Source organism: Pseudomonas sp. DTU_2021_1001937_2_SI_NGA_ILE_001 (assembly GCF_032463525.1).
Classification (GTDB): Bacteria; Pseudomonadota; Gammaproteobacteria; order Pseudomonadales; family Pseudomonadaceae; genus Aquipseudomonas.
Window position 1 is genome coordinate 3,303,233 of record NZ_CP135971.1, and the last position, 21,686, is coordinate 3,324,918.

At 63.6% G+C, this 21,686-nt stretch carries 13 protein-coding genes; 6 read left to right on the forward strand and 7 right to left on the reverse strand.

Annotated features, from left to right (window positions below):
- Nucleotides 1–240 precede the first annotated feature (240 nt).
- Together RRX38_RS14155 and RRX38_RS14160 are read left to right on the forward strand one after the other, a co-directional pair.
- On the forward strand, nt 241–651 hold the full coding sequence (locus tag RRX38_RS14155; RefSeq protein ID WP_315959646.1) for a lysozyme inhibitor LprI family protein: 411 nt from the start codon (nt 241–243) through the stop codon (nt 649–651).
- 55 nt (nt 652–706) lie between these two features.
- Entirely contained in the window at nt 707–1,126 is a 420-nt protein-coding gene (locus tag RRX38_RS14160) for a DUF3010 family protein (protein ID WP_315959647.1), read from the forward strand.
- Between the two features lie 317 nt (nt 1,127–1,443).
- On the opposite strand, the gene fba is transcribed toward RRX38_RS14160, so the two are convergent.
- The 7 genes from fba to tkt all read right to left on the reverse strand — a co-directional run bounded on the left by fba (nt 1,444) and on the right by tkt (nt 7,898).
- Complete coding sequence (fba, locus tag RRX38_RS14165; protein WP_315959648.1) at nt 1,444–2,508, reverse strand: class II fructose-bisphosphate aldolase; 1,065 nt, start codon at nt 2,506–2,508, stop codon at nt 1,444–1,446.
- Nucleotides 2,509–2,622: 114 nt separating this feature from the next.
- Complete coding sequence (locus tag RRX38_RS14170; protein WP_315959649.1) at nt 2,623–2,946, reverse strand: MliC family protein; 324 nt, start codon at nt 2,944–2,946, stop codon at nt 2,623–2,625.
- Between the two features lie 33 nt (nt 2,947–2,979).
- Nucleotides 2,980–3,165: a hypothetical protein gene (locus RRX38_RS14175; RefSeq protein WP_315959650.1), complete on the reverse strand. Its 186-nt coding sequence runs from the start codon at nt 3,163–3,165 to the stop codon at nt 2,980–2,982.
- A 95-nt stretch (nt 3,166–3,260) separates the two neighbouring features.
- On the reverse strand, nt 3,261–3,491 hold the full coding sequence (locus tag RRX38_RS14180; RefSeq protein WP_315959651.1) for a hypothetical protein: 231 nt from the start codon (nt 3,489–3,491) through the stop codon (nt 3,261–3,263).
- A 28-nt stretch (nt 3,492–3,519) separates the two neighbouring features.
- Nucleotides 3,520–4,683: a phosphoglycerate kinase gene (locus tag RRX38_RS14185; RefSeq protein WP_315959652.1), complete on the reverse strand. Its 1,164-nt coding sequence runs from the start codon at nt 4,681–4,683 to the stop codon at nt 3,520–3,522.
- A gap of 15 nt (nt 4,684–4,698) precedes the next feature.
- The gene (gene epd, locus RRX38_RS14190) at nt 4,699–5,748 is read right to left on the reverse strand and encodes an erythrose-4-phosphate dehydrogenase (protein ID WP_315959653.1); all 1,050 of its coding nucleotides are present in this window, start codon (nt 5,746–5,748) and stop codon (nt 4,699–4,701) included.
- A 152-nt stretch (nt 5,749–5,900) separates the two neighbouring features.
- Entirely contained in the window at nt 5,901–7,898 is a 1,998-nt protein-coding gene (gene tkt, locus RRX38_RS14195) for a transketolase (RefSeq protein WP_315959654.1), read from the reverse strand.
- A gap of 258 nt (nt 7,899–8,156) precedes the next feature.
- Between tkt and RRX38_RS14200 the strand changes: the two genes are divergently transcribed.
- The 4 genes from RRX38_RS14200 (at nt 8,157) to RRX38_RS14215 (ending at nt 21,616) form a co-directional block, all read left to right on the forward strand.
- Nucleotides 8,157–9,170: a metalloregulator ArsR/SmtB family transcription factor gene (locus tag RRX38_RS14200; protein ID WP_315959655.1), complete on the forward strand. Its 1,014-nt coding sequence runs from the start codon at nt 8,157–8,159 to the stop codon at nt 9,168–9,170.
- A gap of 2 nt (nt 9,171–9,172) precedes the next feature.
- On the forward strand, nt 9,173–10,363 hold the full coding sequence (gene metK, locus RRX38_RS14205; RefSeq protein ID WP_315959656.1) for a methionine adenosyltransferase: 1,191 nt from the start codon (nt 9,173–9,175) through the stop codon (nt 10,361–10,363).
- A 486-nt stretch (nt 10,364–10,849) separates the two neighbouring features.
- Nucleotides 10,850–12,541, forward strand: coding sequence for a ShlB/FhaC/HecB family hemolysin secretion/activation protein (locus RRX38_RS14210; RefSeq protein WP_315962681.1), 1,692 nt, complete (start codon nt 10,850–10,852; stop codon nt 12,539–12,541).
- 24 nt (nt 12,542–12,565) lie between these two features.
- Nucleotides 12,566–21,616 carry a hemagglutinin repeat-containing protein gene (locus RRX38_RS14215; protein WP_315959657.1) on the forward strand — a complete coding sequence of 3,017 codons (9,051 nt, stop codon included), beginning with the start codon at nt 12,566–12,568 and terminating at the stop codon, nt 21,614–21,616.
- The last annotated feature ends 70 nt before the right edge of the window (nt 21,617–21,686 follow it).

Sequence of the window (21,686 nt, forward strand, 5' to 3'; positions counted from 1 at the left end):
GCGGTTCTCTTTGTCAGGTTCAGGGCAACGGTACTGGCGCGCCGAAACGGCTGTCGGCGTCGATGGGGCCAGCATATGCCGGAGGCCCGGGGGAGCCGGATGCAAAAACGACAGGGGAATTGCCGAAAGCGTCAAGGCGCGACAAAGCACACCACGGCGTATGCCGGGCCGCACGGCAAACCTGTTCTTTGTCATGCGCTTGAGCCAGAATTCGGGCATCAAATGGCTCGGAGCGAATCGATGAAAACCTACTTCCTGGGACTGGCCCTGATGGCCGCCATGGCCGGCAACGCCTACGCCGCGCAAGACACCGACACTTCGCCCTGCGACGGCGTCGACAGCGACAACCAGACCCTGGAATGCTCCGTCTACAGCCGCCAGACCGCCGAAACGCTGCTCAAGGAAAACTTCCAGAACCTGCTCAACCGGGTGCAGTCGCAGTTCGTCGCCAACAAGACCCAGTACAACGACTTCACCAACAAGCTCAAGACCGCCCAGCTAGCCTGGGAAAAGCTGCGTGACGCCGACTGCGCCGTGGAAGTCTTCCCCTCGGCAGCGGGCAGCAAGGCCTACAAGATCAGCGAGAACGACTGCATCGCCCGCATGAGCGACGAGCGCAGCGAATACCTGGAGTCGATTGCCCAGGAATAATCCGCCCGATGAGATACCCTGTGTCCTTGTACAGCGTAAGCACCCAGGGAGCTTCATGATCATTTGCGGCGTAGAAATAAAGGGCAGCGAAGCGATCTTCGCACTGGCCACCCGGCAGAACCACGAGGTCGGCCACCTGCCGCTGGCGGTTCGCAAGCTGGCGCTGGATGACGACGACGAGGCCGCCAACGTCAAGGCCTTCGCCAGCCGGGTCGCGGCCTTCGTACGTGAAAACGGCATCAGCCACGTGGCCATCAAGAAACGCAGCAAGAAAGGCGAATTCGCCGGCGGGCCGACCACGTTCAAGATCGAGACCGTGTTTCAGCTGCTGGCCGACTGCGAAGTGGCGCTGCTGTCGCCGCAGACCGTCAACGCGCAGTGCAAGAAACACGACATCGCCCTGCCCGACAGCCTCAACAAATACCAGCACGAAGCCTTCAAGACCGCCTGCGCCGCCTTGCTGAAAAAAGCCTGAGCCGCCCCCAGTGGGAGCGAGCTTGCTCGCGAAGAGGCCGGCATGGCACTGCATCTGTCGATAACCTGATGCAGCTTTCGCGAGCAAGCTCGCCAACGGGTGCGCACAGGACCTTGACCGGTGTAGAGCCGTTCGCGCCTTTGTGGGAGCGAGCTTGCTCGCGAAGAGGCCGGCATGGCCACAGCATCTGTCGAAAACCTGATGCAGCGTTCGCGAGCAAGCTCGCTCCCACAATTTGCGCAAGCTTCTGCAATCGCGCGCGAACGTCCATAAAAAAACCCGCATTTCTGCGGGTTTTTCGTTCAACGGCGCGGGGCTCAGTTGATCTTCGCGTCCAGCTCGCCTTTGGCGTAGCGCTCGAACATGCGATCCAGGGAGATCGGTTTGATCTTCGAGGCGTTGCCGGCGGTGCCGAAGGCTTCGTAGCGGGCGATGCACACGTCGCGCATGGCGACTACGGTCTTGGCCAGGTATTTGCGCGGGTCGAACTCGCTGCGGTTCTTGGCCATGAACTCACGGATGGCACCGGTGGACGCCAGGCGCAGGTCGGTGTCGATGTTCACCTTGCGCACGCCGTGCTTGATGCCTTCGACGATTTCCTCGACCGGTACGCCGTAGGTTTCTTTAATGTCGCCACCGTACTCGTTGATGATCTTCAGCCATTCCTGCGGAACGGACGACGAACCGTGCATCACCAGGTGGGTGTTCGGAATGCGCTTGTGAATGGCCTTGATCTGCTCGATGGCCAGGATGTCACCGGTAGGTGGCTTGGTGAACTTGTAGGCGCCGTGGCTGGTGCCGATGGCGATGGCCAGGGCGTCCACGTTGGTCTTCTTGACGAAGTCGGCGGCTTCTTCCGGGTCGGTCAGCATCTGGCTGTGGTCCAGGATGCCTTCGGCGCCGACGCCGTCTTCTTCACCGGCCATGCCGGTTTCCAGCGAGCCTAGCACGCCCAGCTCACCCTCGACCGACACGCCGCAGGCGTGGGCGAAAGCGACCACACGGCGGGTCACGTCGACGTTGTACTCGTAGGTGGTCGGGGTCTTGCCGTCTTCACCCAGCGAGCCGTCCATCATCACCGAGCTGAAGCCCAGCTGGATGGAGCGCTGGCAGATGTCCGGGCTGGTGCCGTGGTCCTGGTGCATGACCACCGGGATGTGCGGGAATTCTTCGATGGCAGCGAGGATCAGGTGACGCAGGAACGGGGCGCCGGCGTATTTGCGGGCACCGGCCGAAGCCTGAACGATCACCGGGGAGTCGGTCTTGTCGGCCGCTTCCATAATGGCGCGCATCTGTTCCAGGTTGTTTACGTTGAAAGCTGGAACGCCATAGCCGAATTCGGCGGCGTGGTCCAACATCTGGCGCATGCTGATAAGTGCCATTGTCTGTATCTCTCCCGGTCGGGTCGTTTAATCGCGCAAGCCTGCCCGAGTGGCGGCTGCTGTTCAAGTTATACGCAACAAGAGGCTGCGTGGTCGGATCAAAGTCGCTTCAGCCTAACGGGCCTTGCAGCCGCGGCCGATGAGGTCGTTGGTGGCGGACCAGTAAACCAGGCCCTCGTTACCCATTCTGGCGAACGACAGCACGCCGTTGCCGAACAGTTCACCGGTCGCGCCAGGCTCGGCTTGCAGGTGGAACACCTGGTCGCTCTGGTTCAGGCGCACGTCCACCGCCTTGTGGGCAGCATCGGCATAGCGCCAGGTCACCTCGGCCTTGCTGTCACAGACCCAGCGGGTCCAGGGGTCGGCCTGCTGGCTGGACTTGAACGCGGAGCATCCGCTCAGAACCACCAGCGCCGCGAGGGCAATCACGCCTTTCATCAACTCTCCTGGGACTGCCCGGCGCGTGCGCACTCAAGGGCAGTGCTGTTCGTGTTTTCCATCGTCAGCCGGTTCGCCCGTGGCCTGGGCTTCGACCCGCTGACTGTTTTCGGTGGTGGGCAGGTTCATCGAGGCCGGGCTGAACACCTGGCAGGCCTTGGACCCGCTGCAACCGGCAAGCATCATGCAACTGAGCAGCAACGCGGTGACGATCTTCATGGCGAAACTCCTTTCTGGAAAGATCCACCCTGTTAAAGACCGCCCCGCAGCGAGGATGTTGCTTCAGAGGCTGCACGCTGTCGTGCGAACGTCCGTCAGCGGCACGCCACGTTGCCGACCTGCGCGGTCGGGTCATAGCGGTCCCAGAAGTCCTGCCCGCCACGCTTGTCGATGACCTGCACCGTCTCGGCCTGCCAGGCCGTCTGGTAGCAGCTCAGCTGCAGCGGCGCGACCTGGCTTTCGTCCTGAGCCTCGTCGGCCTCGGGACTGCCGGCACAACCGGCCAGCAACCCCGCCATCAGCAACATCGGCAACGCCCTGCCCATGCTCAATATCCTCAGCAAAACCGCGTCATTACGCCTTGGCGCGTTGCTCGAGCACTTCGACGGCGGGCAGTACCTTGCCTTCGACGAACTCCAGGAACGCACCGCCACCGGTGGAGATATAGGAAATCTGCGCGCCTACACCGTACTTGTCGATCGCCGCCAGGGTGTCGCCACCACCGGCAATGGAGAAGGCGTCGCTTTCGGCGATGGCCTTGGCCAGGACCTTGGTGCCTTCGCCGAACTGGTCGAATTCGAACACGCCCACCGGGCCGTTCCACAGGATAGTCCGGGAAGATTTCAGCAATTGGGCGAACTGCTCGGCGGTTTGCGGGCCGATGTCGAGGATCATGTCGTCATCGGCCACGTCGGCGATCAGCTTCACGGTGGCTTCGGCGTCTTCGGCGAATGCCTTGGCCACGACCACGTCCACTGGCAGCGGCACGCTGACCTTGGCGGCGATGGCGCGGGCAGTGTCGACCAGGTCAGGCTCGTACAGCGACTTGCCGACCTTGTGCCCGGCAGCGGCCAGGAAGGTGTTGGCGATGCCGCCACCGACGATCAGCTGGTCGCAGATACCGCTGAGGCTGTTGAGCACGTCGAGCTTGGTGGACACCTTGGAACCGGCAACGATGGCGGCCATCGGCTTGGCCGGAGCGCCCAGCGCCTTGCCCAGAGCGTCCAGCTCGGCGGCCAGCAGCGGGCCGGCGGCAGCGACCTTGGCGAACTTGGCCACGCCGTGGGTCGAACCCTCGGCACGGTGCGCGGTGCCGAAGGCGTCCATCACGAACACGTCGCACAGCGCGGCGTATTTCTGCGCCAGCTCGTCGGCGTTCTTCTTCTCGCCCTTGTTGAAGCGCACGTTCTCGAACAGCACCACGTCACCGGCCTGCACCTGCACGCCGTCCAGGTAGTCGGCGACCAGCGGCACGTCGCGGCCCAGGGCCTTGCTCAGGTACTCGGCGACCGGCTTGAGGCTGTTTTCGGCAGAGAATTCGCCTTCCACAGGACGGCCCAGGTGCGAACAGACCATGACCGCCGCGCCTTTCTCCAGTGCCTGACGAATGGTCGGCAGAGCGGCGAGAATGCGTGCATCGCTGCTCACCGCGCCATCCTTGATCGGCACGTTGAGGTCTTCGCGGATCAGTACACGCTTACCTTGCAGGTCAAGGTCGGTCATCTTCAACACGGTCATGAGGCGTTCCTGTCTTTACTGTTGTGGGTCGGCTACGCGCAGGAAATGACCTGCGACGTCGAGCATTCGATTGGCAAAACCCCATTCGTTGTCGAACCAGGCCAGCAGGTTGACCAGCCGAGGGCCGGATACCAGGGTCTGACTCGCATCGACGATCGCCGAATGGGGGTCATGATTGAAGTCGCAGCTGGCGTGCGGCAACTCGGTGTACGCCAGCAGCCCCTTGAGCGGGCCGCCGCTGGCAGCCTCGCGCAGAATACGGTTGATCTCGGCGGCATCGGTATCCCGGCGGGTCTGCAGGGTGATGTCCAGGCACGAGACGTTGACCGTCGGCACACGGACTGCTTTGGCCTGAATTCGGCCCGCAAGTTCCGGAAGCAGGCGTTCGATACCGCGCGCCAGGCCGGTAGACACCGGAATGATCGACTGAAACGCCGAGCGCGTACGGCGCAGGTCTTCGTGGTGATAGGCGTCGATCACCGGCTGGTCGTTCATCGCCGAATGGATGGTGGTAATGGCGATGTAGTCGAGCCCCAGCGCCTCATCCAGCAGGCGCAGCAGCGGCACGCTGCAGTTGGTGGTGCAGGAGGCGTTGGACAGCAGGCGCTCGCGGCCGGTCAGGCTGTGCTGGTTGATGCCGTAGACGATGGTGGCGTCGACGTCCGCCTCGCTGGCCATGGGCTGCGAGAACAGCACCGGCGGCGCACCGGCATCCAGAAAGCGCTGGCCGTCGGCACGGGTGTTGTAGACCCCGGAACACTCCAGCACCAGGTCCGCCCCCAGCGCCGCCCAGTCGATGCCTTCCGGCGTAGGGCTGCGCAGCACACGGATGCGGTGCGCATCGATGTGCAGGTACTCCCCTTCGACCCGCACATGGCCGGGAAAGCGACCATGGGTGGAGTCGAAGCGGGTCAGGTATTCGAGACTGGCCAGGTCGGCCAGGTCATTGATGGCCACCACTTCGAAACCCGCGCCAGCGCCGCGCTCGCACAGGGCGCGCAGCACACAGCGGCCGATACGGCCGTAGCCGTTCAGGACAACCTTGTAGACACGGGGTTGAGGCATGGTGGCTCACTACAGGATAGGAAGCGATGACACAGAACCGCTGGAGCGAGCGTGCTCGCGAAAGGGCCGCCTGCAACCACAGCTTCGCCGGGTTGCAACAGACGCTTCGCGAGCACGCTCGCTCCAGCAATGTTCATGAGCAGCCGGGACGATCAGTCTTCGAGCAGCTCTTCGGCGGTGCCCAGGATGTTCTCCAGGGTGAAACCGAACTCTTCGAACAGCGCGGCGGCCGGCGCCGACTCACCGAAGGTGGTCATGCCGATCACGCGGCCTTCCAGGCCCACGTACTTGTACCAGTAGTCGGCATGGGCGGCTTCGATGGCGATACGCGCACCGACCTGCAGCGGCAGTACCGACTGCTTGTAGCCGGCGTCCTGGGCGTCGAACACGCTGGTGCTCGGCATCGACACCACACGCACCTTGCGGCCTTTGGCGGTCAGGGCCTCGAAAGCCTGCACGGCCAGCGCCACTTCGGAACCGGTGGCGATCAGGATCAGCTCTGGCTCGCCTTCGCTGTCGCGCAGCACGTAGCCACCACGGGCGATGTTCGCCAGCTGTTCGGCGTCACGGCTCTGGTGCGGCAGGTTCTGGCGCGAGAACACCAGGGCCGAAGGGCCGTCGGCGCGCTCGATGGCGTACTTCCAGGCCACGGCGGATTCCACCGCATCGGCTGGGCGCCAGGTGTCCAGGTTCGGCGTGGTGCGCAGGCTGGCCAGCTGCTCGACCGGCTGGTGGGTCGGGCCGTCTTCGCCCAGGCCGATGGAGTCGTGGGTGAACACGTGGATCACGCGCTGCTTCATCAGGGAAGCCATGCGCACGGCGTTGCGGGCGTATTCCATGAAGATCAGGAAGGTCGCGCCGTATGGCACGAAACCGCCGTGCAGGGCGATGCCGTTCATGATCGCGCCCTGGCCGAACTCACGCACACCGTAGTGCAGGTAGTTGCCGTTGGCGTCTTCGCCGGTGATGCTCTTGCAGCCTTTCCAGATGGTCAGGTTGGAACCGGCCAGGTCGGCCGAACCACCGAGGAACTCGGGCAGCATCGGACCGAAGGCGCTCAGCGCGTTCTGGCTGGCCTTGCGGCTGGCGATGGTTTCGCCCTTGGCGTTGACTTCGGCCACGTAGGCAGCGGACTTCTCGGCGAAGTCGGCCGGCAGCTGGCCGCTCATGCGGCGGATGAACTCGTTGGCCAGCTCCGGGAAGGCAGCGGAATAGGCGGCGAAACGCTGGTCCCACTCGGCCTCGGCGGCCAGGCCTTTCTCCTTGGCGTTCCACTCTTTGTAGATGTCGGCCGGGATTTCGAACGGGCCGTGGTTCCACTTCAGCGCGGCGCGGGTAAGGGCGATCTCGTCGGCACCCAGTGGCGCGCCGTGGGACTCTTCCTTGCCGGCCTTGTTCGGCGAACCGAAGCCGATGGTGGTCTTGCAGCAGATCAGGGTCGGCTGGGCGCTCTTGCGCGCGGTTTCGATGGCGGTCTTGATCTCTTCGGCGTCATGGCCGTCGACGTTGCGGATCACCTGCCAGTTGTACGACTCGAAACGCTTCGGCGTGTCGTCGGTGAACCAGCCTTCGACTTCACCGTCGATGGAGATGCCGTTGTCGTCGTAGAAGGCAATGAGCTTGCCCAGGCCCAGGGTGCCGGCCAGGGAAGCGGCTTCGTGGGAGATGCCTTCCATCATGCAGCCGTCACCGAGGAACACGTAGGTGTTGTGGTTGACGATTTCATGGCCGGGACGGTTGAACTGCGCCGCCAGGGTTTTCTCGGCGATGGCGAAGCCCACGGCATTGGCGAAGCCTTGGCCCAGCGGGCCGGTGGTGGTTTCCACGCCAGGGGTGTAGCCGAATTCCGGGTGACCCGGAGTGCGGCTGTGCAGCTGGCGGAAGTTCTTCAGGTCGTCGATGGACAGGTCGTAGCCGGTCAGGTGCAGCAGCGAATAGATGAGCATCGAACCGTGGCCGTTGGACAGCACGAAGCGGTCGCGGTCGGCGAAGGCCGGGTTGGCCGGGTTGTGCTTCAGGTAATCGCGCCAAAGGACTTCGGCGATATCCGCCATACCCATGGGGGCACCTGGGTGGCCGCTGTTGGCTTTTTGCACGGCATCCATGCTCAGGGCACGAATGGCATTGGCACGCTCACGACGGCTAGGCATCGCTGATCTCCTGGGAAGTAAAGAATTGGGAGCAGAAAAAGGCGTCCATTTTCCCTCAGCCACTGGCTGGGAGCAATGAAAGATAGCCGCCCGGTGGCTTTTTTCCTGCTCGGTGTCCGACATTGGCGTGGCAGCGCACGCGTCATGCACTAGCCTGACGACATCACGACGCCTGTTTACCGGCACCCGCCCCGCAATATCAAAACTTTTTGATATTGCTCTTGCGGCTGGCCGGAACGCTGACTAGACTCCGGCCCCATGAACCTACCAGCGCCAGCAATCCGCCATGAGCCGTGCGACGACCTCTCCGCCCTGTGCAAGGCCGGGGGCGACCCGCTGCGCCTGAACGTACTGCGCGCGCTGGCCAACGATTCCTTCGGGGTGCTGGAGCTGGCGCAGATCTTCGCCATCGGCCAGTCGGGCATGAGCCACCACCTCAAGGTGCTGGCCCAGGCCGGCCTGGTGGCCACGCGGCGCGAAGGCAACGCGATTTTCTACCGCCGCGCCCTGCCCCACACCGGCATCACCGGCGGCCGCCTGCATGCGGCGCTGCTCGAAGAGGCCGACGCCCTGGCGCTGCCGGTTGAGGTGCAGGCGCGTATCGACGCCGTCCACCGCCAGCGTGCCGCCGTCAGCCAGGACTTCTTCGCGCGCATGGCCGAGAAGTTCAACGCCCAGCAGGACCTCATCGCCGGCCTGGCGCAGTACCGCGAAAGCCTGCTGGCGCTGCTCGACAAACTGCCCTTCGCACCCGGCGCCAGCGCCCTGGAAGTCGGCCCCGGCGACGGCGCCTTCCTGCCCGACCTGGCGCAGCGCTTCGCCCGGGTGACGGCCATCGACAACAGCCCGGCGATGCTCGAACTGGCGCGCAAGCTGTGCGAGCGCCACGCCCTGGACAACGTCGAACTGCGCCTGGCCGATGCTCTGGGCGGCGCTGAAGAACAGGTCGACTGCGTCGTTCTCAACATGGTGCTTCATCATTTCGCCGCCCCGGCCGATGCGCTTGGACAACTGGCCGCCCACCTGCGCCCCGGTGGCAGCCTGCTGGTGACAGATTTATGCAGCCACGACCAGAGCTGGGCCAGGGAGGCCTGTGGCGACCTCTGGCTGGGCTTCGAACAGGATGACCTGGCCCGTTGGGCCGTCGCTGCGGGGCTGGTCCCCGAACAGAGCCTCTACGTGGGCTTACGCAATGGTTTCCAGATCCAGGTACGCCAATTTCAGCGGCCGTCTGGCGACACTCACCCTCGGTTACATTCAGGAAACCCGTAGACATGAGCGAATACTCAATTTTTACCTCCGAGTCAGTCTCCGAAGGACATCCGGACAAGATCGCCGACCAGATCTCCGATGCGGTGCTGGACGCCATCATCGCCGAAGACAAGTTCGCCCGTGTCGCGTGCGAAACCCTGGTCAAGACCGGTGTGGCGATCATCGCCGGTGAGGTCACCACCTCCGCCTGGGTCGACCTGGAAGACATCGTGCGTAACGTCATCCTCGACATCGGCTACAACAGCTCCGACGTCGGCTTCGACGGCGCCACCTGCGGCGTGATGAACATCATCGGCAAGCAGTCGGTGGACATCGCCCAGGGCGTGGACCGCAGCAAACCTGAGGACCAGGGTGCCGGCGACCAGGGCCTGATGTTCGGCTACGCCAGCAACGAAACCGACGTGCTGATGCCAGCGCCGATCAGCTTCTCCCACCAGCTGGTGCAGCGCCAGGCCGAAGCGCGCAAATCGGGCCTGCTGCCCTGGCTGCGCCCGGACGCCAAGTCGCAGGTCACCTGCCGCTACGAGAACGGCAAGGTGGTGGGCGTGGACGCCATCGTGCTGTCGACCCAGCACAACCCGGACGTTTCCTATAAAGACCTGCGCGAAGGCGTGATGGAGCTGATCGTCAAGCACGTCATCCCGGCGCACCTGCTGCACAAGGACACCCAGTTCCACATCAACCCCACCGGCAACTTCATCATCGGTGGCCCGGTGGGTGACTGCGGCCTGACCGGGCGCAAGATCATCGTCGACAGCTACGGCGGCATGGCCCGCCACGGTGGCGGTGCGTTCTCCGGCAAGGACCCGTCCAAGGTCGACCGCTCCGCCGCCTACGCCGGCCGCTACGTGGCCAAGAACATCGTCGCCGCCGGCCTGGCCGACCGTTGCGAAATCCAGGTGTCCTACGCCATCGGCGTGGCCCAGCCGACTTCGATCTCGCTGAACACCTTCGGCACCGGCAAGCTGTCGGACGACAAGATCATCCAGCTGGTACGCGAGCACTTCGACCTGCGTCCTTACGCGATCACCACCATGCTCGACCTGCTGCATCCGATGTACAAGGCCACCGCCGCGTACGGTCACTTCGGTCGCAACCCGTACGAAATGACTGTCGGCGACGACACCTTCACCGCCTTCACCTGGGAAAAGACCGACCGCGCCGCCGCCCTGCGCGCCGCCGCCGGCCTGTAACCCCGCGCCCCGCGCAACCGAAGCCCCGCACGGCCTGGCCCTGCGGGGCTTTTTCATTAAGCGATTTGCAGCTTTTGTTGGAGCGAGCTTGCTCGCGAAAGGGCCGGCAAGGTCACCCATTTGTTGTGAGCATGCCGCCGCCATCGCGAGCAAGCTCGCTCCTACACCTACCCCCCTTAAACGCAGCGCGGTTTCTGTTGGAGCTTGCTCGCGAAGAGGCCGACAAAGTCCCCCGTTCGTACCCGCAAAGCCTGGCGTAACGTCATTTTGACATCGCCGAAAATCGGTGAATTGGATCACATAATCGTTTAATCACGGGAATTTTCCGACTTTCCGCGTGTCTGTTTGTCCGTCGATAAACATCGCGAAACACTCGTACACCGATCGACACCATTCCAGGGCCGTGCGCCCTCCCCGCGGGGCCTGCCAGTAGTGCCTCAGCATTAAAACGACGGAACGCTTATGCCAGTCTCTCAACGGACCTGGATGGCCTTGTGCACCCTGGTGTTTGGCCTCGCCCCCCAATTGCCCGCCCTGGCGGCGGGCGTGCCCACGCCCGGCGAACAGGACCTGATTCGCGAACGCCAGGACCGCCTGCTGGAAGAGCAGCGCCGCCGCCTGGAAGAACTCAAGGACCTGCCCGGTCGCCAGGCCGAGCCCGCCGCCCCCGCCGCGCCCGGCGAGCAGCGCTGCTTCGACATCCAGCGCATCGAACTCCAGGGTGCCGACTCGCTGAGCAAGGCCGAGCGCCAGAAACTGGTCAAACCCTGGGTCGGCCAGTGCCTGGGCGTGGCGCAGCTCAATGACCTGCTCAAGGCCATCACCAACCACTACCTGAACAAGGGCCTGGTGACCACCCGCGCCTACCTGCCGCAGCAGGACCTGTCCAAGGGCGTGCTGCAGGTGCTGGTGGTCGAAGGCCGCCTGGAGTCGCTGCAGGGCGAAGGCGACGGCCAGCCCTCGGCGCGGGAACTGGCAATGACCTTCCCCGGCCAACCCGGCAGGATTCTCAACCTGCGCGAGATCGAACAGATGGTCGACCAGTTCGGCCGCCTGCCCTCGCGCCAGGTGCAAACCCGCCTGACCCCGGGCCAGTCGGTGGGCGGCAGTCACGTGCTGGTCAACGACACCCGGCAAAAGCCCTGGCGCGCCAGCCTGTCGCGTAGCAACGACGGCCAGCGCAGCACCGGCGAACAGCAATGGAATGCCGGCCTGGAGTGGGACAGCCCGCTGGGCCTGGCCGACCAGTTGCGCATGCGCGGCAGCCACGACGCCCTCAGCGACCACCAGAAGACCTCGAAGAACTTCGTGTTCGGTTACGACCTGCCCTGGGGCTGGTGGAACTTCAGCTACTTCTATAGCGAAAGCGACTACCGCGCCCCCGGCCAGGGTGACGGCTTTACCTTCAAGCAGACCGGCGACAGCCAGAGCCACCAGCTGCGCGCCGAGCGCGTGGTGCATCGCGACGCAGTGAGCAAGACCTCGGTGAACCTGGGCCTGAGCCACCTGCGCACCAACAACTACATCGAAGACCAGAAGCTGGGGGTAAGCAGCACGCGCATCACCGAAGCGCAGTTCGGCATCACCCATGGCCGGCGCATCGGCCGCTCGTTCGTCAACCTCGACCTGGGCCTGCAACAGGGCATCGGCGCCCTGGACGCCAGCGGCGACCACAACCCCGGCCCCGGCCAACCCACCTCGCGCTACCGCAAGTACACCGGCACGCTCAGCTACCTGTACCCCTTCGAGCTGTGGGGCGAGCGCCTGACCTTCACCAGCCTGGCCACCGGCCAGCGCAGCGAAGACGTGCTCTACAGCCCACAGCGCATGAGCCTCGGCGGCCTGTCTTCGGTGCGCGGCTTCAAGGACCAGTACCTGACCGGCGACAGCGGCGGCTACTGGCGCAACGAACTGCGCCTGACCCGGCCCATGGGCCTGGACTGGCTGCGCCCGGCCTTCAGCGAATACGGCGCGGCCATCGGCTATGACCAGGGCGTGATCAGCAACGGTCGCTACAACGGCGAACAGCACGGGCGCCTCTCGGGCAACTCGCTGGAGCTGTTCGCCCGCGGCCGCAACGTGGCGGCCTCGGTGACCTTCGCCCATTCCCTGGAACGCCCGGCCGACGTGATAGAGCGCGAAACGCCGGTGTATTTCCGCCTGGACTTCTTCCTTTAACAACGATTCTCAGAGGTACCCCACATGGACGTCTTTGCTCCGGCCCCCAAGGCGGACAAGCCTGCTATTGCCCGCCCCCAGCCAGAGGTGCGGCGCAGCGGCCTGCAGCGTGCGCTGGCACTGATTCTGGCCAACGCCATGTTCTGGCAGCCGCTGCTGGTGCAGGCCGAGGGCATCGTGGCCAGCAACCCGGCCACCCAGGTGGGCCAGGCCGGCAACGGCGTACCCGTGGTCAATATCGCCGCGCCGAATGCCGCCGGCGTTTCGCACAACCAGTACCAGCAGTACAACGTCGATGCCCAGGGCGCGATTCTCAACAACGCCACCGGCACCGCCCAGGGCACGCAACTGGGCGGGGTGATCCTCGGCAACCCCAACCTGCAGGGCCAGGCCGCCGGCACCATTCTCAACGAAGTGACCGGCGCCAACCCCAGCCAGCTCAAGGGCTACACCGAAGTGGCCGGGCAGGCCGCCAAGGTCATCGTCGCCAACCCGCACGGCATCACCTGTAACGGCTGCGGCTTCATCAACACCCCGCAGGCCACCCTGACCACCGGCAAGCCGGTACTCGACGCCAACGGCCAGGTACAGCGCTTCAACGTGCAGGGCGGCAGCGTCAACATCGAGGGCGCAGGCCTCAACGCCAGCAATGTCGACCAGTTCGACATCATCACCCGCAGCGCCAGGATCAACGCCGAACTGCACGCCAACAAGCTCAACGTCATCACCGGGCGCAACGACGTCGACGCCAACACCCTCGACGCCACGCCGCTGCCCGACGACGGCAGCACCAAACCGGAACTGGCCATCGACAGCTCGGCGCTGGGCGGCATGTATGCCGGCGCGGTGAAGCTGGTGGGTACCGAAGCCGGCGTGGGCGTGAAGGTGGCCGGCGACCTGGCCGCCAGCGGCGGCGACATCCAGATCGACGCCAACGGAAAGCTGAGCCTCGGCCAGAGCGCCGCCAGCGGCAATGTCAGCGCTCGCGCCACCGACATCGACGTCGGCGGGTCGATGTACGCCGGCAACCAGGTGCAGCTCAATGCCGACAAGACCCTGACCAACCGCAAGAGCATCACCGCCGGGCAGCGCGTTGCCCTGCAGGCCAGGCAAGTGACCAACAGTGGCGTGGTCGACGCCGGGGTGAACCTCGACAACACCCGCAACCAGAGCGGCGACGTGGCGATTACCGCCAGCAACCTGAGCAACAGCGGCAGCATCAGTGCCAGCCGCGACCTGACCGCCAAGGTCAGCGGCAACCTCGACAACCGCAACGGCAAGCTGCTCAGCGAAGGCACCCTGACCACCAGCGCCGGCCAGCTCGACAACCGCAAGGGCCAGGTGGCCAGCGGCGGCGAGCAGAACCTGGAGGTAAAAGGCACGCTGAACAACAGCGACGGCGAACTGCTCAGCGACACCCGCGTGAACGTGCGCGGTGGCACCCTGGACAACGGCAATGGCACCCTCAGCGCCCTCAAGGCGGCCAGCGTCGACACCCAGCGCCTGATCAACCGCAAGGACGGCGAAATCACCAGCGGCGGCACCCTCGACCTGCGCGCCACCGACCTCGACAACCTGGGCGGCATGCTGTCGGCGCGCGACGGCCTGGAAGTGAACGCCAGGCGCTTCGACAACAGCGGCGGCACCCTGGTCGGCAACGCCGGGGTCACCCTCAAGCTGGTCGAACTGATGACCAACGCCGACGGCAAGGTGGTCGCTGGCGGCGATTTGCTACTGAACAACCAGGGCCGCACCGACAACCGCAACGGCCGACTCAGCAGTCAAGGCGTGCTGACCTTGCTCAGCGCGCAACTGAACAACGCCCGCGACGGCGTGATCATCGGCCAGCGCCTGAACATCGACGCCGGGCAGACCAGCAACAGCGGCAGCCTGTACGGCAAGGACCGCCTGCAACTGCGCGGCGACCAACTGACCAACGCCGGCGGCGAAATCGGCGGCGGCGAGCTCGACTTCGGCCTTGCCGGGCTGCTGAACAACGACCGGGGCCTGATCGAGAGCCGTGGCGCCCTGAACGTCAGCGCCGAGAGCCTGAGCAACAACCAGGGCCAATTGCGCCACACCGGCGACGGCGAGCTGGGCCTGAGCCTGGCGCTGCTGCAGAACGCGGGCGGCAAGGTGTCGACCACCGGCACCCTGCGTCTGAGCGGCGCACGCTGGAACAACAGCACGGCGGTCGAGGCTGCCGAGCTGGACCTGAACATCGACAACCTGACCCAGAGCAGCAGCGGCCAGCTGATCGCCGCCAAGCGCCTGACCGGCCGCGGCCAGAGCTGGACCAACGCCGGGCTGATCGCCAGCGACGGCACCCTGGACCTGCGCCTGAGCGGCAACTACAGCGGCTCCGGCACGCTGGTCAGCCTCGACAGGCTCGACCTCAAGGCCGCCAGCCTGAACCTCGACGGCCCCCAGGCGCGGCTGTTCAGCGGCGCCGATGCCCGCATCGACACCGACGGCATTCTCGCCAACAGCGGCACGATCCGCGCGGCCAAGGACCTGCGCATCAACGCCGGCAAGCTGCACAACCGCACCCAGGGCGACAGCCGCGGCTTCATCGTCAGCGGCGGCGACATGCAGCTGCTGACCCCGGACTTCCTCAACCAGAACGCCGACGTGTACAGCCTTGGCGATCTGCAGATCAGCCGCGACGCCGAAGGCGCCCAGGCCGACAGCATCGTCAACCGCTCCGGCACCCTGACCAGTGACGGTGACATGAAGCTGGCCGCTGCCAGCCTGCAGAACATCCGCGACGTGCTGAAGGTCAACGACGCCGGCATCTACAGCGCGCAGATCAACGAACTGGCCTGCGGCACCGCCGGCACCGGCAACCTCGATTGCAGTGGCGGCAAAGAGCACCATGTGTGGCAGATCCAGCAACTGGAAAAGCTCGAAGTCACTGAAGCCAGCGACCCGTCGAGCATCACCTCGGGCGGCAACCTGACCCTGGTCGGCCAGAACTTCCTCAACAGCAGCAGCAACCTCGGCACCGCCGGCACCTTCACCGCACGCCTAAGCAACGATTTCAGCAATGTCGGCGTGCTGCCCGGCCAGACCGAGACCCAGCGCACCTTCATCTCCGAGCGCACCCGCAGCCCCGGCGGCTGGTACGCCCTGGCCCAGGACTTCAACCAGCGCTACCACGAGGGCAGCGCCGGCTACAGCGCCAACAACCTCGGCGGCCTGCAAGCGGCGATGAGCAACTTCATCGCCACCACCGAGCGCGAAGTCACCGACCTGCGCACCATCAAGCGCACCGGCTACACCGACCAAAGCTACGCCGCCTCGATCCAGGCCGGCGGCAACGTCGACATCCAGGCCGGCAACAACTTCAATAACGGCGCGATTCAGCGCGGCTTCACCTATGTGAGCGGTGGCACGCGCACCGATACCGATGCACCGGGCAGCGCCTACGCCACCGACATCAAGCTCGACAGCCAGCTTTCCCCCGACCTGGCCCAGCAGCAGATCAACCCCACCAGCCTGCCCGGCTTCCGGCTGCCCGGCGGGCAGAACGGCCTGTTCCGCTTCACCGACCAGGGCGACGGCAGCGGTGCCCTGCTGCTGGACAACCGCGCCGGCAGCCATTCGTACCTGATCGAGACCAACCCGGCGCTGACCGACATGCGCCAGTTCCTCGGTTCGGACTACCTACTCGACAAGCTCGGCATCAACCCCGACACCAACTGGAAGCGCCTCGGCGACGGCTACTACGAGCAGCGCCTGCTACAGCAGATGCTCGTCTCGCGTACCGGCCAGCGTTACCTCGACGACCTGAACAGCGACGAAGAAACCTTCAAGTACCTGATGGACAACGCCCTGGCCAGCCGCGACGCGCTGAACCTCAGCGTCGGCGTGTCGCTGACCGGTGAACAGGTCGCCGCCCTCACCCACGACATCGTGTGGATGGAAGAACAGCAAGTGCGCGGCCAGCGCGTGCTGGTGCCGGTGCTGTACCTGGCCCAGGCCGACCATCGCCTGGCGCCCAACGGCGCGCTGATTCAAGGCAACGACGTGTCGCTGATCAGCGGCAACGACCTCAACAACGTCGGCACCCTCTTCGCCCGCAACCGCCTCAGCGCCACCGCCAACGGCAACCTGGTCAACAGCGGCCTGATCCAGGCGCGTGGCGACCTCGACCTGCAAGCCGACAGCAACCTGGTGAACCGCGCCGGCGGCGTGATCACCGGCCGCAATGTAAGCCTTACCGCTAAGAACGGCAGCGTCAGCAACGAACGCACCGTCACCCGCCATCAGAGCGCCAGCGGCATTTCCGAATGGCGCGAAGACTTCGCCGACAGCGCCGCCCGAGTGGAGTCGGCCGGCAACCTGCTGGCCAAGGCCAAACAGAACGTCAACAACATCGGCGGCGTGATGCAGGCTGATGGGGCGGTGGGGTTGCAGGCGGGGCAGGATGTGAAAATCGCAGCCGCTGAAACCCAGACCAAGCGCAGCAACGGTGCAGACCACCTCAACAGTGCCGTGCGCCAGCACGGCGCGCAGCTCGACGCGAATCAGAATCTATCCGTGCGTGCTGGGCGCAATGTGGATATCAGCGGCAGTGAGGTGACCAGCCAAGGTGACCTGTCGCTGCATGCCGACAACGATCTGCGAGTCGCCTCTGCCGCCAACCGGAACGAATACATCTCGCGCAGCAAGAAGATTTCGGAAGAAAACCGCTCGGTCACCCAGCAATCCAGCCGCCTGCAGGCCAACGGCAATCTGTTGCTGAATGCGGGCAACGACATTGACGTAGTGGCGAGCAACCTCAAGGCCGACGGCAATGTCGCGTTCGGTGCCGGCCAGGACATCACCTTGACCTCGGCGCTCGACGAAGAAGCGAACTACTTCGCCAAACGCAAGAAAGGCTCGTTTGGTCGTAGCAGCAGCGAACAGCGCGAAAGCTACGCCAGCACCAATGTCGCCACCCAGGTGGAGGCCGGCCAGGACCTGTTCGTCAATGCAGACAAGACGCCGGAGGGCGGCATCAGTGTCGGCAATGCGCGCGACGTGACCATCATCGGCAGCCAGCTCAAAGCCAACAACGACCTGGTAGTGGGTGCCAGCAACAACGTCGCCATTCTGTCGGGCGTCGAAGAACATGGCGCTTACAGCGAAAAGAAAAAGTCCGGCTTCCTGGGCATGTCGAAAAGCGGCAGGAGCGAGCTGCAGAAAAGCGCCACGCAGGTCGCCAGCCAACTGGAAGCAGACGGCGATGTGGTGGTGGCTTCGGGCAAGGACATACGCTTGCGGGCCAGCAACATCGACGCTCAGAACGACGTCGAGCTCAGAGCGGGTCTTGTTGACAGTGACGGCGACATCAACCTGGTCGCAGCCAACGATGAAGCCTACAGCCGCAGCGAGAAGTATCGGAGCAAGACCGGCCTGTCGGTCTCTGACGGCTTCGTGTCCATCAGTTCCGCCAGGCAGGCGGGTCGTGAAGCACAAAGCAGCACCAGTGTCGGTAGCCAGGTCAAGGCCGAGCGGGATGCTGCCCTGGAGGCCGAGCGCGACATCAACGTGGTTGGCAGCCGAATCCAGGCAGGCCGTAATGTCGAGGTGAATGCGGGGCGGGACGTCAACATCCTCGCAGCCCAGAACAGCACTGCGCAGAGCGATTGGCAGAAGAAGCGTCAGTCTGGCGTTGGCATCTCAGGTGACGACAACGGCGTCACCTTCTTCATGGGCATCGAACGCGCAGCGGAAAAGAACCGCCTTGAACAGCAGACCGCCGCTGCCAGCGAGATCAGTGCAGAACAGGACCTGCGTGTAAATGCCAAGCGAGACATCACCCAAACCGGCTCGGACTTGCGTGCCAGGAAAGACATCGGGATGGTCGCGGGGCGTGATATACGCGTCGATGCCGCCGGCGAGACCTTGCTCACCGAGCAGCAGCGCGACACGCAGCGTAACGGCCTGAGCGTCGCGCTAAACCACAACTTTGGCAGCACCAAGGATGCCATCAACGGCACGGCCCAGGGCGAAGACAACGTCAGCAAGGCATCCAGCACCCTGCGCACCATCGATAGCGTCAGCCAGTTCCTGTCGGGACCGACCTTCGATGGCAAGTTCGGCAACAGCCAGCAGCACTCGACCGAACGGGTCGTCGAAAACACCAGCCGCAGCTCGACACTGCAAGCCGATAACGACATCACTCTGGCAGCCGGTAACGATGCGCAGGTGCGCGGCAGCCAGATGCGCGCCGGCAGAGACATCAATGTCAGCGGTCGCGATGTCACCCTTGATGTAGCGAAGGACAGCACCAACCAGGAAAACCGCAGCCGACAGAGCTGGGGTGGAATACATGGTGGCACCAGTGGCGGCTTCAAGCTGGGAGTGGGCGGCAGCAGCGGACACGTAAGCGGCGATGCCAGCCAGGGCAGCTCGACCGTGACGACTCTTGAGGCCGGGCGAGATATAAATCTCGGCGCCCGGAATGACCTGAACCTGATCGGAACCCAGGCAAAAGCCACGCGCGACCTCAACCTGCAAGCCGTTAATAACCTGAACATTCAGGCGGCGCGTAACGATTCCACAAGCCAGGACACCCGCAAAAGCGGCGGTGGCGAAGTCGGCCTGGCCGCCGGCCCACAAGGCATTGGCGTCTACGCCAGTGTCAACCTGGGGCGCGGCAACCTGGAACGTGAAAACCAGCGCCAGCAGGCTGCCTATCTCTACGCGGGCGATCAGTTGAAGTTTTCCACGGGCCAGGACGCCAACATCCACGGCGCGGTGTTGCGCGGCAACGATGTGAACGGTCGCGTGGGGCGCAACCTGAATGTTTCTTCGGCCATCGATACCGGTAAGGCCGAAGGCAAGGAATACGACATCAACGCTACGGTGACCGTGGGGCTCGGCGCCAGTGTAAGCGGCTCGGTGGGCTATGGCAGAACCAATGGGTCCACCCACTGGGTAGAAGACCAGACCAGCATCACCGGCAAGAACAGCGTCGATATTCGAACCCAGGACCATACCCAGCTCGACGGTGCCTTGATTGCCGCCGACAGCGGCAAGCTCAAGCTCGACACAGGCACGCTGGGCTTCAGTGACATTGCGGGCAAGGACAAGGAGCACGGTTACTACCTGAACGTTGGCGGCTCGTACGGCCAGGGCGCCCGAGACCCTTCCGTGGAAGGAAAAGGTGGCAAGGGCAATAACTGGAACCTCGAAGGCTGGAACTACGACAGAGACCGTAAACAGACCGTGCGCGCCACGGTAGGCGCGGGCGAAATCGTCGTTCGCAACGACGCCCAGACCGGCAAGGACTCCACTGCCGGCCTCAACCGCGATGTCGACAAGGCGTATGAAATCGACCGCGATGATGAAAAACGCACGGATATCTACGCCTCCAGCAGTTCCATCAAGGCCGCCTTGCAGCCCGTCACCACGGCGAAGGAATGGACCGACCAACTGCTGAACTACAACGAGACAGCCAAGCAAAACTACGAAGAGGCCGCGAAGTACGCCAACGCAACGCTTTACCGTATAGAGCGAGTGGGCGGGATACAGCATGACGTTCCGGCAAAGAGCCTGGTGGGTACAGAGTTTGCCGAAAACACCATGGAGTCTTTGCTGGTGGCAGGCATGAGCCGCGAAAAAGCCACCGCCTTGATGGCCGATCCGGAGTTTCAGGAAAAGGTATTGACTGAGCTCGCGAAGATAGCGGGCATTGATATGGGCCAAGTCGAGAAGGTCAGCAAGGATCTAAAAGATCCGATTCAGGACCTTAACGACTCGGCTGAGAAACTTGTTAATCCAAACCCTACAGAGCTGGGTGTCACGATCGTTACCCCCGACCGCACCGCAGCGCAAGAGTTCTTGGATACGATGGCGGGCATCAATGAATACCGAGAGGCGCACTCCGGTCTGGAGCAAGTCATCGGAGTAACAGTCGCTCTGTCTCAAGGCCCTAAAGGCCTAGTGCAGCTGGTTGTTATGAATGCGATAGCCGAAACACCGGCTGGCCAAGCGCTTCTTGATCAGTTGGATGCATCCAGCAAGGAAATGGGTAAAAAAGTCGCCAACACGATTGAATTCCCTGACTCAGACAGCGAGAAACTTCAAGAAAGTATTCCGGAAGAAAAACGATTGATCGGCGGTGGAGAACTTATCGCCTCCGTAATCATAGGGTCAATCACGATCCGTAAAAATAAAGATTCATCCCACGAAAACAACGCGTCTAGAGAGACCACAGCGCCCAACAACCAGAAACCCAAGGAACCCTGCTGCTTTGCCGCCGGCACCAAAGTCTCCACCCCCGACGGCGACCGCACCATCGAGAGCCTCAAAGTCGGCGACGTGGTCTGGACCAAACCGGAAAAAGGCGGCAAACCCTTCGCAGCCCGCATCACCGCCACGCATGTTCGCAATGACCAGCCCATCTACCGCCTGACGCTCAAGAGCAAGGCCCAGGATGGCCAGGTCAAACGCGACACCCTGCTGGTTACCCCCAGCCACCCCTTCTACGTCCCGGCCCAGAAGGATTTCATCCCGGTCATCGACCTCAAGCCAGGCGACCGCCTGCAGTCACTGGCCGACGGCGAGACCGACAACACCTCGTCCGAAGTGGAATCGCTGGCCCTTTACGCTCCGGTGGGCACGACGTATAACCTCACGGTCGATGTAGGGCATACGTTCTACGTCGGGGAGTTCAGGACGTGGGTGCATAATGTTGGGCCGTGTGATCCGCCTAGTGGAGCTGGGAGCGCTGCGAAAGGTAACGTATTAGCTGGGAAAAACATTGACGACTTGTCAAATGCTGGAAAGCTTCCTGATCCGGCTGATAAATCAGGACAACTTTCGTTGGCAGGTCGAGCCCTGCAAAAGCACGGCAGCCGACAAGGAAGTGCGTTTCCTACTGTTAAAGGCAGTCCTTCCGAAATCAACGCCCAGGGTCAAAAGATAACTGACGAAATACTCAAAAATCCGGAAACCACTGTAACCCACAGAGACACTGGCAGGTTCGGAAAGGTCATGGACGTAATTGCCCCTGACGGCCGTGGACTCCGCTATGATTCTAATGGTAAGTTTATTGGTTTATTGGAGCCTCCAAAACAATGAAACTTTTATCGACCGCGATAACAAGCCCACCAGACCGAGAAAACTGTGTTTTCGAAATTTGGGCGGATTC

Coding starts and splice junctions, on each gene's coding strand:
- epd (WP_315959653.1), bottom strand. CDS start 5,748: ATGCCTCAACCCCGTGTCTACAAGGTTGTCCTGAACGGCTACGGCCGT.
- RRX38_RS14160 (WP_315959647.1), top strand. CDS start 707: ATGATCATTTGCGGCGTAGAAATAAAGGGCAGCGAAGCGATCTTCGCA.
- RRX38_RS14210 (WP_315962681.1), top strand. CDS start 10,850: ATGGCCTTGTGCACCCTGGTGTTTGGCCTCGCCCCCCAATTGCCCGCC.
- RRX38_RS14155 (WP_315959646.1), top strand. CDS start 241: ATGAAAACCTACTTCCTGGGACTGGCCCTGATGGCCGCCATGGCCGGC.
- RRX38_RS14185 (WP_315959652.1), bottom strand. CDS start 4,683: ATGACCGTGTTGAAGATGACCGACCTTGACCTGCAAGGTAAGCGTGTA.
- RRX38_RS14170 (WP_315959649.1), bottom strand. CDS start 2,946: ATGAAAGGCGTGATTGCCCTCGCGGCGCTGGTGGTTCTGAGCGGATGC.
- RRX38_RS14215 (WP_315959657.1), top strand. CDS start 12,566: ATGGACGTCTTTGCTCCGGCCCCCAAGGCGGACAAGCCTGCTATTGCC.
- RRX38_RS14175 (WP_315959650.1), bottom strand. CDS start 3,165: ATGAAGATCGTCACCGCGTTGCTGCTCAGTTGCATGATGCTTGCCGGT.
- metK (WP_315959656.1), top strand. CDS start 9,173: ATGAGCGAATACTCAATTTTTACCTCCGAGTCAGTCTCCGAAGGACAT.
- RRX38_RS14180 (WP_315959651.1), bottom strand. CDS start 3,491: ATGGGCAGGGCGTTGCCGATGTTGCTGATGGCGGGGTTGCTGGCCGGT.
- fba (WP_315959648.1), bottom strand. CDS start 2,508: ATGGCACTTATCAGCATGCGCCAGATGTTGGACCACGCCGCCGAATTC.
- tkt (WP_315959654.1), bottom strand. CDS start 7,898: ATGCCTAGCCGTCGTGAGCGTGCCAATGCCATTCGTGCCCTGAGCATG.
- RRX38_RS14200 (WP_315959655.1), top strand. CDS start 8,157: ATGAACCTACCAGCGCCAGCAATCCGCCATGAGCCGTGCGACGACCTC.